Source organism: Micromonospora sp. NPDC050695, from assembly GCF_040654415.1.
Lineage (GTDB): Bacteria > Actinomycetota > Actinomycetes > Mycobacteriales > Micromonosporaceae > Micromonospora.
Map to the genome: position 1 here is coordinate 1 of NZ_JBFAHZ010000016.1, position 17,457 is coordinate 17,457.

General features: G+C 72.2%; 19 protein-coding genes and 1 riboswitch. Of the genes, 5 read left to right on the plus strand and 14 right to left on the minus strand.

The features are described 5' to 3' along the window. Nucleotides 1–169: 169 nt before the first annotated feature. Together AB0H52_RS14920 and AB0H52_RS14925 are read left to right on the plus strand one after the other, a co-directional pair. On the plus strand, nucleotides 170–841 hold the full coding sequence (locus AB0H52_RS14920) for an HAD family hydrolase (protein ID WP_151487755.1): 672 nt from the start codon (nucleotides 170–172) through the stop codon (nucleotides 839–841). Next, the gene (locus AB0H52_RS14925) at nucleotides 835–1,341 is read left to right on the plus strand and encodes a DUF523 domain-containing protein (RefSeq protein ID WP_151487756.1); all 507 of its coding nucleotides are present in this window, start codon (nucleotides 835–837) and stop codon (nucleotides 1,339–1,341) included. Before AB0H52_RS14920 ends, AB0H52_RS14925 begins: the two co-directional genes overlap by 7 nt. 347 nt (nucleotides 1,342–1,688) lie before the next feature. On the opposite strand, the gene pheT is transcribed toward AB0H52_RS14925, so the two are convergent. The 9 genes from pheT to AB0H52_RS14970 all read right to left on the minus strand — a co-directional run bounded on the left by pheT (nucleotide 1,689) and on the right by AB0H52_RS14970 (nucleotide 10,227). Continuing rightward, the gene (pheT, locus tag AB0H52_RS14930; RefSeq protein ID WP_357947891.1) at nucleotides 1,689–4,268 is read right to left on the minus strand and encodes a phenylalanine--tRNA ligase subunit beta; all 2,580 of its coding nucleotides are present in this window, start codon (nucleotides 4,266–4,268) and stop codon (nucleotides 1,689–1,691) included. Nucleotides 4,269–4,309: 41 nt separating this feature from the next. Then, the gene (gene pheS, locus AB0H52_RS14935) at nucleotides 4,310–5,389 is read right to left on the minus strand and encodes a phenylalanine--tRNA ligase subunit alpha (RefSeq protein ID WP_357947894.1); all 1,080 of its coding nucleotides are present in this window, start codon (nucleotides 5,387–5,389) and stop codon (nucleotides 4,310–4,312) included. Between the two features lie 219 nt (nucleotides 5,390–5,608). After that, nucleotides 5,609–6,460, minus strand: a complete 852-nt coding sequence (locus tag AB0H52_RS14940) for an RNA methyltransferase (protein ID WP_357947897.1) — start codon at nucleotides 6,458–6,460, stop codon at nucleotides 5,609–5,611. Between the two features lie 29 nt (nucleotides 6,461–6,489). Further along, the gene (gene rplT, locus AB0H52_RS14945; protein ID WP_007458417.1) at nucleotides 6,490–6,882 is read right to left on the minus strand and encodes a 50S ribosomal protein L20; all 393 of its coding nucleotides are present in this window, start codon (nucleotides 6,880–6,882) and stop codon (nucleotides 6,490–6,492) included. Between the two features lie 32 nt (nucleotides 6,883–6,914). Continuing rightward, complete coding sequence (rpmI, locus tag AB0H52_RS14950) at nucleotides 6,915–7,109, minus strand: 50S ribosomal protein L35 (RefSeq protein ID WP_110566082.1); 195 nt, start codon at nucleotides 7,107–7,109, stop codon at nucleotides 6,915–6,917. A gap of 20 nt (nucleotides 7,110–7,129) precedes the next feature. Then, complete coding sequence (infC, locus tag AB0H52_RS14955; protein WP_357947900.1) at nucleotides 7,130–7,780, minus strand: translation initiation factor IF-3; 651 nt, start codon at nucleotides 7,778–7,780, stop codon at nucleotides 7,130–7,132. A 627-nt stretch (nucleotides 7,781–8,407) separates the two neighbouring features. After that, the gene (locus AB0H52_RS14960; protein WP_192580097.1) at nucleotides 8,408–8,881 is read right to left on the minus strand and encodes a PH domain-containing protein; all 474 of its coding nucleotides are present in this window, start codon (nucleotides 8,879–8,881) and stop codon (nucleotides 8,408–8,410) included. A gap of 191 nt (nucleotides 8,882–9,072) precedes the next feature. Continuing rightward, nucleotides 9,073–9,918: an ATP phosphoribosyltransferase gene (gene hisG / locus AB0H52_RS14965; protein WP_151487762.1), complete on the minus strand. Its 846-nt coding sequence runs from the start codon at nucleotides 9,916–9,918 to the stop codon at nucleotides 9,073–9,075. A gap of 45 nt (nucleotides 9,919–9,963) precedes the next feature. Then, on the minus strand, nucleotides 9,964–10,227 hold the full coding sequence (locus AB0H52_RS14970) for a phosphoribosyl-ATP diphosphatase (protein WP_089016570.1): 264 nt from the start codon (nucleotides 10,225–10,227) through the stop codon (nucleotides 9,964–9,966). Between the two features lie 145 nt (nucleotides 10,228–10,372). Here AB0H52_RS14970 and AB0H52_RS14975 point away from each other — a divergent pair, with 145 nt between their 5' ends. From AB0H52_RS14975 to AB0H52_RS14985, 3 genes are read left to right on the plus strand one after another with little or no spacing between them, the layout of a single operon-like run. Then, nucleotides 10,373–11,236, plus strand: coding sequence for a transporter substrate-binding domain-containing protein (locus tag AB0H52_RS14975; RefSeq protein WP_151487763.1), 864 nt, complete (start codon nucleotides 10,373–10,375; stop codon nucleotides 11,234–11,236). After that, nucleotides 11,233–12,078, plus strand: coding sequence for an amino acid ABC transporter permease (locus tag AB0H52_RS14980; protein WP_151487764.1), 846 nt, complete (start codon nucleotides 11,233–11,235; stop codon nucleotides 12,076–12,078). The genes AB0H52_RS14975 and AB0H52_RS14980 overlap by 4 nt, the downstream gene beginning before the upstream one ends. Before the next feature lie 2 nt (nucleotides 12,079–12,080). Beyond that, nucleotides 12,081–12,824, plus strand: a complete 744-nt coding sequence (locus AB0H52_RS14985) for an amino acid ABC transporter ATP-binding protein (RefSeq protein WP_151487765.1) — start codon at nucleotides 12,081–12,083, stop codon at nucleotides 12,822–12,824. An 89-nt stretch (nucleotides 12,825–12,913) separates the two neighbouring features. Here AB0H52_RS14985 and ribH read toward each other — a convergent pair whose 3' ends face one another. From ribH to ribD, 5 genes are all read right to left on the minus strand, one after another. Beyond that, a complete protein-coding gene (gene ribH / locus AB0H52_RS14990) occupies nucleotides 12,914–13,414 on the minus strand; it encodes a 6,7-dimethyl-8-ribityllumazine synthase (RefSeq protein ID WP_151487814.1) in 501 nt (166 codons plus the stop codon). A 2-nt stretch (nucleotides 13,415–13,416) separates the two neighbouring features. Beyond that, on the minus strand, nucleotides 13,417–14,682 hold the full coding sequence (locus AB0H52_RS14995; protein ID WP_151487766.1) for a bifunctional 3,4-dihydroxy-2-butanone-4-phosphate synthase/GTP cyclohydrolase II: 1,266 nt from the start codon (nucleotides 14,680–14,682) through the stop codon (nucleotides 13,417–13,419). A gap of 61 nt (nucleotides 14,683–14,743) precedes the next feature. Next, the gene (pnuC, locus tag AB0H52_RS15000) at nucleotides 14,744–15,433 is read right to left on the minus strand and encodes a nicotinamide riboside transporter PnuC (protein ID WP_151487767.1); all 690 of its coding nucleotides are present in this window, start codon (nucleotides 15,431–15,433) and stop codon (nucleotides 14,744–14,746) included. After that, nucleotides 15,433–16,050: a riboflavin synthase gene (locus AB0H52_RS15005; protein WP_151487768.1), complete on the minus strand. Its 618-nt coding sequence runs from the start codon at nucleotides 16,048–16,050 to the stop codon at nucleotides 15,433–15,435. Before AB0H52_RS15005 ends, pnuC begins: the two co-directional genes overlap by 1 nt. A gap of 1 nt (nucleotide 16,051) precedes the next feature. After that, the gene (ribD, locus tag AB0H52_RS15010) at nucleotides 16,052–17,113 is read right to left on the minus strand and encodes a bifunctional diaminohydroxyphosphoribosylaminopyrimidine deaminase/5-amino-6-(5-phosphoribosylamino)uracil reductase RibD (RefSeq protein WP_151487769.1); all 1,062 of its coding nucleotides are present in this window, start codon (nucleotides 17,111–17,113) and stop codon (nucleotides 16,052–16,054) included. A gap of 160 nt (nucleotides 17,114–17,273) precedes the next feature. Then, nucleotides 17,274–17,444, minus strand: a riboswitch (FMN riboswitch). Between the last annotated feature and the right edge of the window lie 13 nt (nucleotides 17,445–17,457).

Consider the following 17,457-nt stretch of genomic DNA (forward strand, 5'->3'; position numbering starts at 1 on the left):
CACCGGCTCGGCGGCCGGCTGTCCCACGGTCGTCTCGGTCGTCATCTGGCGTCTCTCCCTTGATCGGTCGATCAGCCGTTATTTGTACAGTCCCGTCTGTGATGGCGGCTTCGGCACGAGGGGTGCCTGACGACCGACGGGGTCAAATCCAGTCGGGTAGCGTCTCACTGTGTATCAGGCGATCTTGCTGGACCTGTACGGCACGCTCGTACACGATGATGAAGGCTCGGTCGATGACGTCTGCGTGCAGGTAGCAGATTTGATCGCAGTCGATCCGTCTGCTATCGCGGCAGAGTGGTCCCGACGGCTGGAGGCCAGCGCCGAAATGGCGTATGGGGCCGATTTTCGTACGCTCGCAGACCTGACGCTCGGCAGCCTCGCCGAGGCTGTAGCGAACTTCGGGGCATCCGTGGATGTTGAGCCAATCTGCCGGAAGCATCTGCAATCCTGGCGTCATCCACCGTTGTACGACGACAGCCGGCCGTTCCTCGATGCTGTGAAGGTGCCGGTGTGCCTGGTGTCCGACGTCGACCAGGACGACCTGACGGCGGTGCTGCGGTGCCACGGCGTCGCCGTCGCCGCCGCGGTGACCAGCGAAGAAGCCCGCGCATACAAGCCCCGCCCCGAACCGTTCCAGCTCGCGCTGGCCCGCCTCGGCCTGGGCGCCGGCGACGTGATCCACATCGGTAACTCCGCATCGTCCGATGTCGCCGGAGCCGCCGCTCTGGGTATCGACACGGCATTCCTCGACCGTGCTGGAGACGGCCTGCCGCCAGGGGTCACGGCAACCTACACCGCGGCGACGCTGACGGCGCTGCTGCCCCAGGTGATGCCATGCTGAAAATCCTGGTCAGCGGCTGCCTCGGCGGCGCACCGATCCGGTTCAACGAGACCGGCGTGCCGGTCGCCTCTCCGATCTGGCAGCGCTGGGCTTCTGAAGGGCGCCTCGTGTCGCTGTGTCCAGAACTGGCCGTCGGATTCCCGGTGCCGCGCCCGCCAGCCGAGATCGTCGGCGGCAGCGCGGCCGACGTCCTCGACGGCCACGCCCACGTACACGAAGCATCGGGCCGTGACGTCACCGAACTGTTCCAGGCGGCGGCGCAGCGGGCGGTCGACAAGGCACTGCAAGCCGGCGTCGGGCTCGCCATCCTGGTCGAGGGCAGCCCTACCTGCGGTAGCACCTACGTTCACGACGGAACCTTCACCGGCGTCACCGTCGCTGGGCGTGGCGTCGCGGCCGAGGCGTTGCGCCGCCGGGGCATCCCTGTATTTCCTCACTACGACCTGGACAGGGCAGCGGCTGCTCTGGCGGAGCAGGAACGGCAGCACGGCAACGGCTGACGCCCGCTCGTCGCGGCGTGCGCTATCACCTAACGCACTCACATCGGCCAGATGCGCGCGTCGGCTCATCCGCCGCCGTCGCCATCGGGGCCTACGGAGGTTGACTGACCGACCATGCGCTGATCGCGCCATCAGCAGTTTGCCGCCAGTAAAACCGTGGGGTCGGCCAAACGGAGAAGGATGTCCAACGGCTCCCGAGCGCCCGAGCCACCACCGGCCACCGACGTACGCGAAAAAGGCCCTGACCGGCAGATTTCTACCAGGTCAGGGCCTTGCTCGTTGGTGCGCCACCAGGTACCGAGCCCCGAACCCGCAGATTGAGAGATCGCGGGTCCGGGGCCGCTCCGTCAGGCGCCGCGCAGGGTCGCGCCGAAGCGCTCGGCCGCGACGGCGACCGCCGCGTCCCGTGCGGCCACCGCCTCCTCGACGGTGAGCGTCCGGTCCGGGGCCCGGAACGTGAGCTTGTACGCCAGCGACCGCCGCCCTTCGCCGAGCTGCTCGCCGGAGTACACGTCGAACAGCCGCACGTCCTCCAGCAGCTCACCGGCGCCCGCCTCCAGCGCGCGGCCCACCTGCTCGGCCGGCACCGAGTCGTCCACCACCAGGGCCACGTCGATAAGCGCCGGCGGGAAGCCGGAGACCGTCGGCGCGGGCGTCACCGGGGTCGGCGGCAGCGCGTCGAGGTTCAGTTCCATCGCGCAGGTGCGGCGGGGCAGCTCCAGCGCCGCCACCACCGTCGGGTGCAGCTCACCGGCGTGCCCGACGACCGTGTCGTCGACCCGCAGCTCGGCACAGCGGCCCGGGTGCCACGGCGCGTACTCGGCCGCGCGCACCTCGACCCGCTCGTCGGGGATCCCGGCGGCGGCCAGCACGTCGCGGGCCGCCTCGATCGCGTCCGCCCAGCCGGCCGGTCGTCCCGCACCCCACCAGCCGGCCGGGTCGAGGTCGCCGGAGAGGACCACCGCGACGTGCACGGGCTGCGCCGGCACGACCGCGTCGGCGGCGGCGAACTCCGCGTCGGTGGGTCGCCGGTCCACGCCCATCGCCGGCGGGCTGCCGGCGCCGACGCGCGGGTGGAACACCGCGCCGATCTCGTAGAGGGCGAGGTCGCGGTGACCCCGACCGAGGTTGCGCTTGAGGATGCCGAGCAGCGGGCCGAGCAGCGTCGTGCGCAGCAGCGGCTCCTCCTCGGACAGCGGGTTGGCCAACCGCACCGCGGGCCGGCGCGGGTCGTCGGCCGGCAGGCCGAGCTGGTCGGCCAGCTCCGGCGACACGAACGGGTGCGCGAGCACCTCCACGTACCCCCGCTCGGCAAGCGATCCGGCGACGGCGCGGCGCCGACGCTGCCGTGGGGTCAGGCCGCGACCGGGGGGCGCGGTCGGCAGCACCGACGGTACCCGGTCGTACCCGTCGAGGCGGACGACCTCCTCGACCAGGTCGGCCGGGTCGGTCAGGTCGGGCCGCCACGTCGGCGGGGTGACGCTGAGCGCCGTCCCCGCGCCGCTGGCCACGCCGACGGCGCCCGGGTCCTCGGACAACCGGTCCGTGCCCTGCGCGACGGTGCAGCCGACCCGTTCCAGCAGGGCGACCACCCGCGCCGGCGGGTATTCGACGCCGACCCGCCGGGTGGGCAGGTCCGCCGGCAGGGTGATCGGGGTACGCGGACGGACGTGGTCGATGTCCAGGATCTCCGCGCCCGCGGTGCCGCCGCCGTGCTCGGTGAGCAGCCCCACGGCCCGTTCCAACGCGACCAGTGCCACGGCCGGGTCGACGCCCCGCTCCCAGCGCTTCGCAGCCTCGCTGAACAGCTTGTGCCGACGCGCGGTCCGCCCGACCATCGCCGGATCCCAGTGCGCCGCCTCGAACAGCACGGTCGTGGTGCTGGCGACGACCTCGCTGGTCTCGCCACCCATCACCGCCGCGAGGGAGATCGGGACGCCGGCGCCCTCGCCCGCGAGGGCGTTGTCCAGCCCAGCGTCGCAGATGACCATGTCGTCGGCGGTGAGCACCCGGTTGACGCCGTCCAGGGTGGTGAGCTTCTCCCCCGCCTCGGCGCGGCGGACCACCAGCGGCCCGACGATCCGATCGGCGTCGAAGGCGTGCATGGGCTGGCCCAGCTCCAGCATCACGTAGTTGGTGATGTCCACCGGCAGCGAGATGCTGCGGATGCCGGCGGTGACGAGCCGCTGGGCCATCCACGACGGCGTCGGCGCGTTCGGGTCGATGCCGCGGACCAGCCGGGCGGCAAATCGGTCGCAGCCGACCGTGTCGCGGACCTCCACCGGGTACGCCGGGGTCTGCGTGCCGGCCGGGGCGGGCGCCAGGGCCGGGTCGCGCAGCGGCACGTCGAACGCGTGCGACAACTCCCGGGCCAGGCCGCGCAGGCTCAGCGCGTACCCCCGGTCCGGGGTGATCTCGAGCTCGAACACCACGTCGTCGAGGCCCACGACCGGCCGCGCGTCGTCGCCCGGCTTGGCCGCCACATCCGGCGGAAGCACGATGATGCCGGAGTGGTCGTCGCCCAGGCCCAACTCCTTCGCCGAGCAGATCATGCCGGCCGAGTGGTGCCCGTACGTCTTGCGGGCGCCGATGGCGAACCCGCCGGGCAGCACACCGCCGGGCAGGATCACCACCACCCGGTCGCCGACGGCGAAGTTACGCGCCCCGCAGACGATCTCCTGCGGCTCGCCGGTGCCGTTGGCGTCACCCACGTCCACCCGGCAGAACCGGATCGGCTTCTTGAAACCGGTGAGCTCCTCGATCTCGCGCACCTCACCGACGACGAGCCGGCCGGTGACGCTCTCGCGCAGGTCCACCACGGACTCGACCTCGATGCCGAGGTCGACAAGCGCCTGCTCCACGTCACCGGTGGGCAGGTCGGCGGGGAAGTCGACGTACTCCCGCAACCAACTGACAGAAACTCGCATGACTTCAGACCACCGTTCCCGTGTCTCGTACCCGCATCGCCCTACGCCCCGGTCCCGAGCGCGCGGCTGAACCGCACGTCGCCCTCGAAGAGATGGCGGATGTCGCTGACCCCGTGCCGGACCATCAGGGTCCGGTCGATGCCCATGCCGAAGGCGAATCCGGAGTAGACGTCCGGGTCGACGCCGCAGGCGCGCAGCACCCGCGGGTTGACCATCCCGCAGCCGCCCCACTCGACCCACTGCGGGCCGTCGCGGTGTTCCGGGAACCACACGTCGAACTCCGCCGACGGCTCGGTGAACGGGAAGTAGTGCGGCCGCCATCGGGTCTTCGCCTCCGGACCGAACATCGCCCGCGCGAAGTGGTCCAGCGTGCCGCGCAGGTGCGCCATCGTGATGCCCTTGTCGACGACGAGGCCCTCGGCCTGGTGGAACACCGGGCTGTGGGTGGCGTCGATCTCGTCGGTGCGGTAGACGCGGCCGGGCACGATCACGTAGATCGGCGGCTTGCGGCTGAGCATGGTGCGGGTCTGCACCGTCGAGGTGTGCGTTCGTAGCACAAGGCCCGAGCCCGCGGAGCCATCGGCGGATGCGATGTGGAACGTGTCCATCAACCCGCGCGCCGGGTGGTCGGCGGGGATGTTCAACGCGTCGAAGTTGACCCACTCCAGGTCGACCTCGGGCCCCTCGGCCACCTCGTAGCCCATCCCGACGAAGAGGTCGCTGATCGACTCCATCAGGGTGCTCAGCGGGTGCCGGGCGCCCCGCGGACGCCGGGCGTACGGCAGGGTGACGTCCACCCGCTCCTCGACGAGCACCCGCGCGGCCTGCTCGCGCTCCAGCACCTCGGCGCGCTCGGCGTACGCGGATTCGATGGCCCGGCGGGCCTCGTTGACCCGCTTACCGGCGTCGGACTTCGCGGCCGGCGGCAGCGCGCCGATCTCCCGGCGCGCCAGGGAGACCGGGGACCGGTCACCGAGGTGCACCGAGCGCAGCGCGGTCAACGCGTCCGGGTCGGCGGCGGCCTCGAACGCCTTCGTGGCGTCGGCGACGGCCTCGGCCAGGGCGGCCGGGTCGAGCAGGGCGACCTGCTTCGGGTCGTACGGATCGTTGCGATAGCTCATGGCGTACGGGCACTCCCTCACGGCGGCGCCAGCCCTCATCGGGCGGCGAGGCGAGTCTACGGACGCGCGGCTGTGCCGCAGCCCGCCGGTAGGAGTTGTGCAGGGAGCAGGTCAGGCCCGCCGCCCGCCGACACCGGCGGGCTGGCTAAACGAACGCCGTGTCGCGTTCATGGGCGAATGCTCTCCCCCTGCGGTCAGTCGCGCCGGAGGTGGTCACCCTCAGCGCTGTGCTCTCGCTGAAGCGTACAGGCACACCGCGGCGGCGGCAGCCAGGTTGAGGCTCTCCGCGCGCCCGTACAGCGGCACCCGCACCCGCGCGTCGGCGGCGGCGATCAGTTCCTCGGGCAACCCGTGCGCCTCGGAGCCGAACAGCCAGGCGGTCGGCCCGGCGAGCCGGCCGTAGTCGGTCAGGTCGTCCAGGTCGCTGTCGCCGTACCCCGTGGTGGCGAAGATCGACAGACCGGCGGCGCGCAGCGCGTCGACCACCGCGACCGGGTCCGTCGCGCGCACCACGTCGACGTGGAAGAGGCTGCCGGCCGACGCCCGCACACATTTGCCGTTGTACGGGTCGACGGCGTCGCCGGCGAAGACCACCGCACCCGCGCCGGCGGCGTCGGCGGTGCGCAGCACCGTGCCGGCGTTGCCCGGGTCACGGATCTCGGCGAGCACCGCCACCAGCCGGGGCGCATTCGCGAGGGCCTGCTCCAACGACACGTCCAGGTGCCGGCAGACCGCGACCAGCCCCTGCGGGGCGACGGTCTCGGTCAGGGCGGCGAGGGCGTCGTCGGTGATCTCGGAGACGGGCACGTCGGCGCGGGCCGCCGTGGCGGCCAGCTCCGGGTGCCGATCGAGCGCGGCGGGCGTACCGAACAGCTCGGTGACCACCCCCGGCCGCGCGAGGGCCTCGCGGACCGCCTGCGGTCCCTCGGCCAGGAACCGGCCGGTGGCGTCGCGGTCGCGCCGGCGCTGCAACCGCCGAGCGGCGACAACCCTGGGGGTACGCGGGGTGAAAGCCATGATGTGCGTTCCTCCGGCACGATTGAGGCGCCCCCCGGACGGCGGTGCCGACACGGGAGACGCCTCGCTCTGGTGCGTGGGGATCAGGCGGCCTGAGCCGCCGCGCCGCCGGTGCCCTCGGCCGTGACCGCGGCCCGGGCCAGCTCCACGATCGCCGCGAAGGAAGCGGCGTCGTTGACAGCCATGTCGGCCAGGATCTTGCGGTCGACCTCGATGCCAGCCAGACGCAGGCCCTGGATCAGGCGGTTGTAGGTCATCCCGTTCGCCCGGGCGCCCGCGTTGATCCGCTGGATCCACAGCTGCCGGAAGTCGCCCTTGCGGTCGCGACGGTCCCGGTAGGCGTACTGCATCGAGTGCAGCACCTGCTCCTTGGCCTTGCGGTACAGCCGGGAGCGCTGACCGCGGTAACCGCTCGCGGTCTCCAGCAGGGTACGACGCTTCTTCTGGGCGTTCACAGCCCGCTTGACGCGTGCCATCTCAACTCCTTAGTAGGTAAAGGTGGCGCGCGTCAGCGGCCGAGCAGCTTCTTGATGCGCTTGACGTCGGCCTTGGCCACCTCGACCGTGCCGGTCAACCGCCGGGTACGGGTGGAAGACTTACCCTCCAGCAGGTGGCGCTTGCCGGCCTGCTCGGCCACGATCTTGCCGCGGCCGGTCACCTTGACCCGCTTGCCCATACCCGTGTGGCTCTTCATCTTCGGCATGTGGAACGTCTTCTCCCCTGTTACTCGCCGCTGGTGTCGGCGGCGAGGCCGGTGTTACCGGCTGCTGCGGTCTCGCCGACCGCCGCGGTCTCATCGGCTGCCGGAGCGGCGGACTCGTCCGCTGCCCGGTCCCGAGGTGCACCGCGGGACGCCGTAGCGGCAACCGCGGAGGCCTTGACGGCCCGGTGCGGAGCGAGAACCATGATCATGTTTCGGCCGTCCTGCTTCGGAGCGGCCTCGACGTATCCCAGGTCCGTGATCTCGGACTCGAGCCGACGCAGGAGCCGGTAACCCAGCTCCGGGCGGCTCTGCTCGCGACCGCGGAACATGATCGTCACCTTGACCTTGTCGCCCGCCTTGAGGAACCGCACCACGTGACCCTTCTTGGTCTCGTAGTCGTGCGGGTCGATCTTCGGCCGAAGCTTCATTTCCTTGATGACGGTCTGCTGCTGATTACGCCGCGCTTCGCGCGCCTTCAGTGCGCTCTCATACTTGAACTTGCCGAAGTCCATGAGCTTGCACACCGGCGGGCGCGCCATCGGCGCAACCTCAACCAGGTCCAGATCGACGTCCGCGGCCAGCTGAAGGGCGCGCTCCAGTGGGACGATGCCCACCTGCTCACCCTCGGGGCCGACCAGTCGGACCTCACGTGCCCGGATCTGATCGTTCACGCGTGGTTCGACGCTGATGGGGCCTCCTCGAGTCGTTTCTGCTCAGTTGCCGACCCCTGCGGCTCCCGGATGGGAACCAACCCGGAAAGCAGAAGGCCCCGGCGCATGCCAGGGCCCGCTCGACCGGTCGGCACGATCACAGGATCGCGCATCCGGCACCGGGACGCACCCGGAACCGGGGACCGGACCCGGCCACCGTGGCGGCGACTCGGGTGGGAGCAGGCGCTCCGCTTTCGTGGCTGTCTGCTCGCACGCGGAGACAGCCTGGTCGACTCCATAACACTACACCCCGCCCCCGGTCACCCCCAAACCGGACACGACCCAGGGTCGCGAGGTCCCAGCGCCCACGCCGCGGGTGCGGCGCTGGTGCGGGTGCGGGCGCGGGTGCGGGCGCGGGTGCGGGTGCGGCGCGGGTGCGGGTGCGGGTGCGGGTGCGGCGCGGGTGCGGGTGCGGGCGCGGGCGCCAAGATCCGCGCACTTTGCAGGAAACTCGTGCCTCCGGTCGCGGTGAGGCAGCAGTTTCCTGGAAGTTGTGCTGATCTTGGACGGCGGCGCGATCTTGGCCGGCGGCGCGGGTCAGCGACCGGCCAGCGGACGGCAGCACCGGCGAGCGGCCGGCGGCGCGGGTCAGCGGCCGGCGGCGCGTTCGGCGAGGCGGGCCAGGTGGGCTTCGTGCAGTCGGCGCAGCGCGCGGACCCCGTCGACAGCCAACTCCTTGTCGGCGGCCTGCAGGGCGACCATCGGCAGCAGGTCGTCGTCGTGCAGCTCCAGGCTGGCCCACGGCGCGCCCCGGTCGAAGCGGACCCCCCGGACGACCTCCCAGGGCAGCTCGTACGAGCTGATGACGTTCCGTACGCGGATGCCACGTGCGTCCGCCTCCACCCGTGGCCGGGTGAACAGCAGGAAGCCCAGCGCGCCGAAGATGCCCAGGCCGATCATGGCGATCTGGTCGCCGCGCTGGAAGCTGCCGTAGCCATCGCCGGTCGGCCCACTCAGCGAGGTGGCGACCAGGCCGAACACGACCACCAGTGCGACCGCGGCCGACCAGCAGACCACCCGGATCCGGCGGGGCTTCAGGCGGACCAGCTCGGTTTCACTCACCCCACCAGTCTGCCATCCGCACCCGTCCACCGACCGCACCACCCGCCGAGCCGTCACTCAGCCCAGCGCCGGACCCGCAAGATCGTGCTCGATCCTGGTTCGAGTGGCCTCGGTGGCGCGGGGAGGCCACTACTTCCATGTTCGAGCGCGATCTTGCGGGTGCCGGCACCGAGTCGATCAAGCAGGGGCGGTCAGAGGCGGCAGGCGTGGATGTTGGTGACCAGGATGGCGCGGGCGCCCAACTCGTACAGCTCGTCCATGATCCGGTGCACGTCGTCGCGGAGCACCATCGCCTGCACCGCCACCCAGCCCTCGCGGTGCAGCGGCGACACGGTGGGCGACTCGATGCCCGGGGTGAGCCCGCTGGCCCGGTCCAGGAGGCCGGCCGGCACGTCGTAGGCGAGCATCACGTAGCGGCGGGCCACCAGCACCCCGTGCAGGCGACGCAGCAACTGCTCGGCCTGCTGGTGCGCCGGGGCGCCGGCGCGGCGGACCAGCACCGCCGAGGAGCGCAGCAGCGGCTCTCCGAAGACCACCAGGCCGGCCTGGCGCAGGGTGGCGCCGGTCTCCACCACGTCGGCGACCACGTCGGCGACGCCCAGGCGGACGGCGTTCTCCACCGCGCCGTCGAGGCGGATCACGTCGGCCTTGACGCCCAGGTCGCCGAGGTGCCGCTCGACCAGGCCGGGGTACGCGGTGGCGATCCGGTGCCCGCCCAGGTCCTGCACGGAGGCGATGTCGTCGGGGCGGGCGGCGAAGCGGAAGGTGGCCCGGCCGAAGGCGAGGTCGACGACCTCCTCGGCGGGTGCGGCCGAGTCGATCAGCAGGTCCCGGCCGGTGATGCCGAGGTCGAGGTCACCGGAGCCGACGTAGGTGGCGATGTCCTTGGGGCGCAGGTAGAAGAATTCGACGTCGTTGCCCTCGTCGCGGCAGACGAGGTCCTTGGGGTCGGTGCGCTGGCGGTAGCCCGCCTCGCGCAGCATCTGGGCGGCCGGCTCGGCCAGGGTGCCCTTGTTGGGGATGGCGACACGCAGCATGACGGAGTGCTCCTTCGATCGGGTCTGATCAACGACGGGGCGCACTCACAGATGTCGGTAGACGTCCTTCAGCTCGAGCCCGCTGGCGAGCATCAGCACCTGGACCTGGTAGAGCAGCTGGGAGATCTCCTCGGCGGTGCGCTGCGGGCCCTCGTGCTCGGCGGCCATCCACGACTCGGCCGCCTCCTCGACGACCTTCTTGCCGATGAAGTGCACGCCCTTGTCCAGTGCGGCGACGGTGCCCGAGCCCGGGGTGCCGGCGGCGGCCTTGGCCTGCAGCTCGGCGAACAACTCCTCGAACGTCTTCACGGGGAACGATTCTTCCAGCCGCCCGACCGGCGCCCCGCCCCCGGGTCCGCCGGCACCCAGCCAGCGGACACCGAGGCCGCAATTCCCTATCAACATGGTGGGACAATCTCCAAGCAGACCGGTCGATGCCTTTACGCTGTCGGCCATGGCCAGCAGCTCACGTCTCCTCGCGCTCACCCTCGCCGGTGCGGTCGTCGCCGCCACCGCCGGGTGCGCGCCACAGGACGAGACACCGACCCCCACCGTCACCGCGTCGCCGTCCTGCACCAGGGACAGCCTGCCCACCCGTACGCCGGGCAAGCTCACCATCGCCACCGACCAGCCCGCCTACGAGCCGTGGTTCCGGCAGGACAAACCGGACAACGGCGAAGGCTTCGAGGCCGCCGTCGCGTACGCGGTGGCCGAGAAGCTCGGCTACGCCCGTGCCGACGTGACCTGGACCCGGGTCAAGTTCGACTCCGCGATCGCACCCGGGCCGAAGAGCTTCGACTTCGACATCAACCAGTTCTCCATCACCGAGGAGCGCAAGCAGGCGGTGGACTTCTCCGCGCCGTACTACCTGGTGCGGCAGACCGTCATCGCGTTGAAGTCGTCGAAGATCGCCGGTAAGACGTCGTTGGCCGACCTGCGGGACGCCCGGCTCGGCGCCCAGGTGGGCACCACCAGCTATCAGGCGATCACCGACGTGATCAAGCCGGCCGCGAAGCCGCAGGTCTACAACAGCAACGACGACGCCAAGAAGGCGTTGCAGAACGGGCAGCTCGACGGTCTGGTGGTGGACCTGCCGACGGCGTTCTACATCACCGGCGCGGAGATCACCGATGCGACGATCGTCGGGCAGGTGCCGCAGGTCGGTGTGCCCGAGGCTTTTGGGCTGCTACTGGACAAGAACTCCCCGCTGACCCGCTGCGTGAGCACCGCCGTCGGTCAGCTCAGCGAGGCCGGCACGCTGACCGAGCTGGAGCAGAAGTGGCTCGCGCAGGTGGCGGGGGCGGCCGAGCTGCGGTGACCCTGCTCGAGCACACCCCGTCGCCGGCGCAGCTGCGGCGCTCGGCGTACCGGCGGCGGCAGACCGTGTACAGCGTGCTGGTGGCGGCGTCCTCCACGGCGGCGCTCGGCACGCTGCTGGTCGTCGCGGTGACCGGCGCGCCGGGCTGGGATCGGGTCCGGCGGTCCTTCCTGGACCCGGAGATCGCCGTCGACGCGCTGCCGGCGGTGCTGAGCGGGCTCTGGCTCAACGTCCGGCTGCTGGTGTGCTGCGCGGCCGGCGCGCTGCTGCTCGGGTTGGTGATCGCCGTGCTGCGGACGCTACGCGGCCCGATCTTCTTCCCGGTGCGGGCGCTGGCCGCCAGCTACACGTACACCTTCCGCGGCCTGCCGTTGATCATCGTGCTCTACCTGCTCACCCTCGGCGTGCCGGGGCTGCGGCTACAGGGCACGCCGCCGGTGCTGGTGCTCGGCGGGCTCGCGCTGGTGCTCACCTACGGCGGCTATCTCGCCGAGGTGTTCCGGGCCGGCATCGAGTCGGTGCACCCCAGCCAGCTCGCCGCGGCCCGGTCGCTGGGTCTCACGTACCGGCAGACGATGCGGCACGTGGTCCTGCCGCAGGCCGTCCGCCGGGTGGCGCCACCGTTGCTCAACGACGTGGTGGCCCTGCAGAAGGATGTCGGCCTGGTCTCGCTGGCCGGGCCGATCGACGCGGTCCGCGCCGCCCAGATCGCCACCGCCCAGTCGTTCAACTACACGCCGTACGTGGTGGCGGGGGTGCTCTTCGTGCTGCTCGCGATCCCGCTGATCGCGGTCACCGACTGGGTGACGTTGCGCGCGGCCCGTCGCCAGTCGGGAGGCTGAGCATGGCTCTGCTGCGGTGCCGGGGGCTGCGCAAGGAGTTCGCCGGAAACATCGTGCTCGACCGGCTCGACCTGACGGTCGCCGAGCACCAGGTGGTGGCGTTGATCGGTGCGTCGGGGTCGGGCAAGTCCACCCTGCTGCGCTGCGTGAACCTCCTGGAGGAGCTCGACGACGGCACCATCGAGCTGGACGGGGAGGACATCTCCGATCCCCGGGTGGACCCCGACCGGGTACGCCGACGGATCGGCATGGTGTTCCAGGCGTACAACCTGTTTCCGCACCTGAGCGTGCTGGAGAACATCACCCTCGCGCCGCGACGGGTGCACCGGCGGGCCCGCGCGGAGGCCGAGGCGCAGGCCCGGGAGCTGCTCGACCGGGTGGGGCTGGGCGCGAAGGCGGACGCCTACCCGGATCGGCTCTCCGGCGGGCAGCAGCAGCGGGTGGCGATCGTGCGGGCGCTGGCCAACTCGCCCCGGCTGATGCTGCTCGACGAGGTGACCTCCGCCCTGGACCCGGAACTCGTCGGTGAGGTGCTGGCGATGATCCGGGACCTGAAGGCCGACGGGATGACCATGGTGCTGGCCACCCACGAGATGGGCTTCGCCCGGGACGTCGCCGACGAGGTCTGTTTCCTCGACGCGGGACGGGTCGTCGAGAGCGGCCCACCCGAGCAGGTCCTCGGCGAGCCGACGCAGCCCCGTACCCGGCAGTTCCTGCGCCGGATCATCGAGGCCGGCCGTCTCTGAAGGCCCGCCCTCAGAGACGGCCGAGACAACCCAGACGCCCAGCGGCAGAGCCGGCCGAGACAACCGAGACGGCCCAGACGGCCGAGGCGTCAGCCGCCGAAGCCGACCCGCTGGGCGTTACCGGCCGCCACGGTCCGCACGGCCAGCGCGGCGTCGAGCGCGGCGACGGTGGCCGCCCAGCCCTTGTCCTCCGCCGACCCGGGGAGTCCGGCCCGGTCCCGGGCCTGCTCGATGGTCTCCACGGTGAGCACACCGTGGGCGACCGGCTTGCCCTCGTCCAGGGCGACCCGGGTCAGCCCGTCGGTGACCGAACGGCAGACGTAGTCGAAGTGCGCGGTGGCGCCACGGACCACCACGCCGAGCGCGACCACGACGTCGCAGCGGCGCGCCAGGGCCTGGGCGACCACGGGCAGCTCGACCGAGCCGGCGACCCGGGCGACCACGGACCGGGCGCCGCACGCCTCGGCGGCGGCCACCGCGCGCTCCAGCATGTGGTCGGTCAGGTCACCGTGCCAGCGGGCGGCGACCACCCCGACGGTCAGCCCCGCGGCGTCCACCGCGTCGACTCCCGGCTCACCGAAACCCGCCATCGTCATGCTCCGATCTCGTCGTTGGCGACGGGACGCCCCATCGGCGCCTCGGTCACCTCGTCCAACTCGTCCAGCAGGTGACCCATCCGGTCCCGCTTGGTACGCAGGTAGCGCAGGTTCTCCGGGTGCGCCCCGGCCGGCAGTCCCTCCCGGCCGCTGATGGTCAGCCCGTAGCCCTCCAACCCGGCGCGCTTGGCCGGGTTGTTGGTCAGCAGTCGCATCGAGCGCACGCCCAGGTCGTAGAGGATCTGCGCGCCGGTGCCGTAGTCGCGGGCGTCGGCGGGCAGGCCCAGGTCGAGGTTGGCGTCCACGGTGTCGCGGCCCTGGTCCTGCAACTGGTACGCCTGCAGCTTGTGCAGCAGGCCGATGCCGCGTCCCTCATGTCCGCGGACGTAGAGCACCACGCCCCGACCCTCGCGGGCGACCCGGGCCAGCGCGGCGTCCAGCTGCGGCCCGCAGTCGCAGCGCAGCGAGCCGAACACGTCCCCGGTGAGGCACTCGGAGTGCACCCGGACCAGGACGTCCTGGCCGTCGCCGAGGTCGCCGAGCACCATCGCGACGTGCTCGGCCGGATCGTGCTCGGCGCGGTAGCCGAGTGCCCGGAACACACCGTGCCGGGTGGGCATCCGGGCGTCGGCGACCAGCTCGACCTGCTTCTCGGTGCGCCGCCGGTAGGCGATCAGGTCGGCGATGGTGATCAGCGTGAGGCCGTGCTCGGCGGAGAACTTCTCCAGGTCCGGCAGCCGCATCATGGTGCCGTCGTCGTTGATCAGTTCGCAGAGCACGCCCGCCGGGCGCAGCCCGGCCAGCCGGGTCAGGTCGATCGCCGCCTCGGTGTGCCCCGGTCGGCGCAGCACGCCGCCCTCGCGGGCGCGCAGCGGCACCACGTGCCCGGGGCGGGCCAGGTCGGTCGGGTCGGTCGCGGCGCCGGCGAGCAGCCGACTGGTGTGGGCGCGGTCGGCCGCCGAGATGCCGGTGCTGATCCCCTCCCGGGCGTCCACGGTCACCGTGTACGCGGTGCCGCGCCGGTCCTGGTTGGTGTGGTGCATCGGCGGCAGGTCGAGCCGGTCGGCCTCGCTCTCGGTCAGGGCCACGCAGACGTACCCGGAGGTGTAGCGCACCATGAACGCCATCTGCTCCGGCGTGGCCAGCTCGGCCGCGAAGATCAGGTCGCCCTCGTTCTCGCGGTCGGCGTCGTCGACCACGACGACCGGCCGACCGGCCGCGATCTCGGCGATCGCCTGCTCGATATCTCCGAAGCTGGTCATGCCGCCACTCCGCTTCGCTGCGTGGCGGCATGACCCACCACGACATCGATGATTCGCTCGCTCATGCCACGGCCTCCGTGTAGATGGGCGTACGGGCGGCGGCCGGCCGGGCGGCGCGCGAGGTGCGCCACCAGGCGGCGAAGCCCCCGGCGCAGAGGGCGCCGTAGATGAGGTACATGACGGCCGACGGGTAGAACCCGCCGCGCAGCAGCAGCGGCACACCGACCGCGTCCACCGCGATCCAGACCAGCCAGAACTCCACCCAGCCACGGGCCATGCCGTAGGTGGCCAGCAGGCTGCCGGTGAGGATCCAGGCGTCCGGCAGCGGCCCCCAGGACCCCAGCGCGGCGAGCACCGGGTACGCCGCGGCGGTGCCGACGGCGGCGGCCAGCAGCATCGCCAGCCGTTCCCGGCCGGTGGCCCACCGCGGCTGCACCGCGGCGTGCCCGGCGTCGGCCCGGCGGTTGCGCCGCCAGCGCCACCAGCCGTAGACGCTGACCGCGAAGAAGAACACCTGCCGGCCGGCCTGCCCGTACAGGTCGTGTGCCTGCGGGGTGGCGAACACCCCGCCCAGGAAGACGGTGAGCAGCAGCGCATTGCCGATCATGCCGACCGGCCAGGCCCAGACCACCCGGCGCAGCCCGAGCAGCGCGGAGACCAGCCCGAACACGTTGCCGACGATCTCCCGGACCAGCACCGGCGAGCCGGCGATCTGCACCTGGGCGTCCAGCAGCCAACCGAGGGCGCCCATCAAGCCACCTCCCCGGCCTCGGTGAGCCGGGTGCCGAGCAGCCGCTCCACGTACTTCGCCACCACGTCGACCTCCAGGTTGACCGGGTCGCCGACGCCCTTCGCGCCGAGCGTGGTCAGCTTGAGCGTGGTGGGGATCAGCCCGACGGCGAACTCGTCCGCGCCCACCTCGGCCACGGTCAACGAGACGCCGTCGATGGTGATCGAGCCCTTCTCCACCACGTACCGGGACAGGGCGGCCGGCAGCCGGAACCGGACGGTCTCCCACTGCTCGGCCGGCTCGCGGGAGATCACCGCACCGACGCCGTCCACGTGGCCCTGCACGAGGTGCCCGCCGAGTCGGCTGCCCAGTGCGGCGGCCCGCTCCAGGTTGACCGGGTCGCCGGGGCGCAGCGCGCCCAGCGCGGAGCGGCGCAGCGTCTCGCCCATCACGTCGGCGGTGAAGACGCCGTCGGTCGCCTCCACGACGGTCAGGCAGACGCCGTTGACCGCGATGGAGTCGCCGTGGCGGGCGTCGGAGGTGACCAGCGGACCGCGGACGGCGACCAGCGCCGAATCGCCCGCCGTGGGAGTCACCCGGACGACCTCGCCCAACTCCTCGACAATGCCGGTGAACATGTCAGCCCTCCCTTTTTCGGGGCAAAGCGGTGATCCGGAGATCCGGACCGACCTGCGTAACGTCGACGAACTCCAGATCGATCGCCTCAGCGATGGTCGTCACTTTCGCGTCGACCAGAGCGGTCGGGCCGGCGCCGAGCAGCCGGGGCGCGACGTACCCGACGATCTTGTCGACCAGGCCGGCGGCGAGGAACGCGCCGGCCAGTCGGGGGCCGCCCTCCAGCAGCACCGCGCGGACCCCGCGCTGGTGCAGCGCCGCGAGCAGCGCCGGCAGGTCGACCTGGCCGTCCGGGTCGGCGCCGACCTCGGCGGCGGTCGCGATCCACGTCCGTGCGGCGCCGTCGCGGACCCGGGCGTCGACCGGGGTACGCCCCGAGCTGTCCACCACCACCCGCAGCGGCTGCCGGATGGCCAGGCTTCCGTCGCGCAGGTTGCGGGCGGTCAGCCGGGGATCGTCGGCGAGCACGGTACCCACCCCGGCGATGACCGCGTCGACCGTGCCGCGCAGCGCGTGCACGTCGATCCGGGCCGCCTCCGAGGTGATCCACATGCTGGTGCCGTCCGCCGCGGCGGACCGGCCGTCCAGCGTCGCGGCGTACTTCCAGATGACGTACGGCCAGCCCCGGCGCATCGAGGTCAGCCAGGCGATGTTGCCGGCCTGCGCCTCGTCGCCGCGTACCCCCAGATCGACCCGGACCCCGGCGGAGCGCAACGTGGCGGCACCGCCGGAAGCGACCGGGTTGGGGTCGGGCACGGCGATGACCACCCGGGCGACGCCGGCCTGCACGAGCGCGGTGCTGCAGGGGCCAGTGCGACCGGTGTGGTTGCAGGGTTCCAGAGTGACGACCGCGGTGCCGCCCTTGGCGCGTTGCCCGGCCTGGGCCAACGCGACGATCTCGGCGTGCGGCCCGCCGGCGTAGGCGTGGAAACCCTCCCCGACGACCTGGCCGTCCTCGTCGAGCAGCACGCAGCCGACCACCGGGTTGGGACTGGTCGTGCCCAGCCCACGTGCGGCCAGCTCGATCGCACGCCGCATCGCCTCATCGACGGAGACGCTGGCCATCGCGCTTCCCTGCCCTCTCACTCGCCGGTCCGCGCGCGGGCGGTCAGGGAGGCGGCATGGGCCGCGGGCAGGCGGTGGCGGATTCCGGGTACGGCAGGGCCGCCCCGGGGGGTCGGCACGGCACGCTGACGCCAGCGGCCGGCTCGGACCCGTCCGTCCCGCGCGCTGTCTCCCATCCGGACTGTCTGGGCGCGGACGAACCGCCCCCAACCGTCGGCCCCGGATTTTCACCAGGTCCACCGGACGACAGAGCCGTCCGGGTCGCGGGCTGACCACGGTCGGACCGTGGATCACCGCCGGTTCGGAATTTCACCGAGTCCCGCCAGCGCGTGGTGGGTACACCG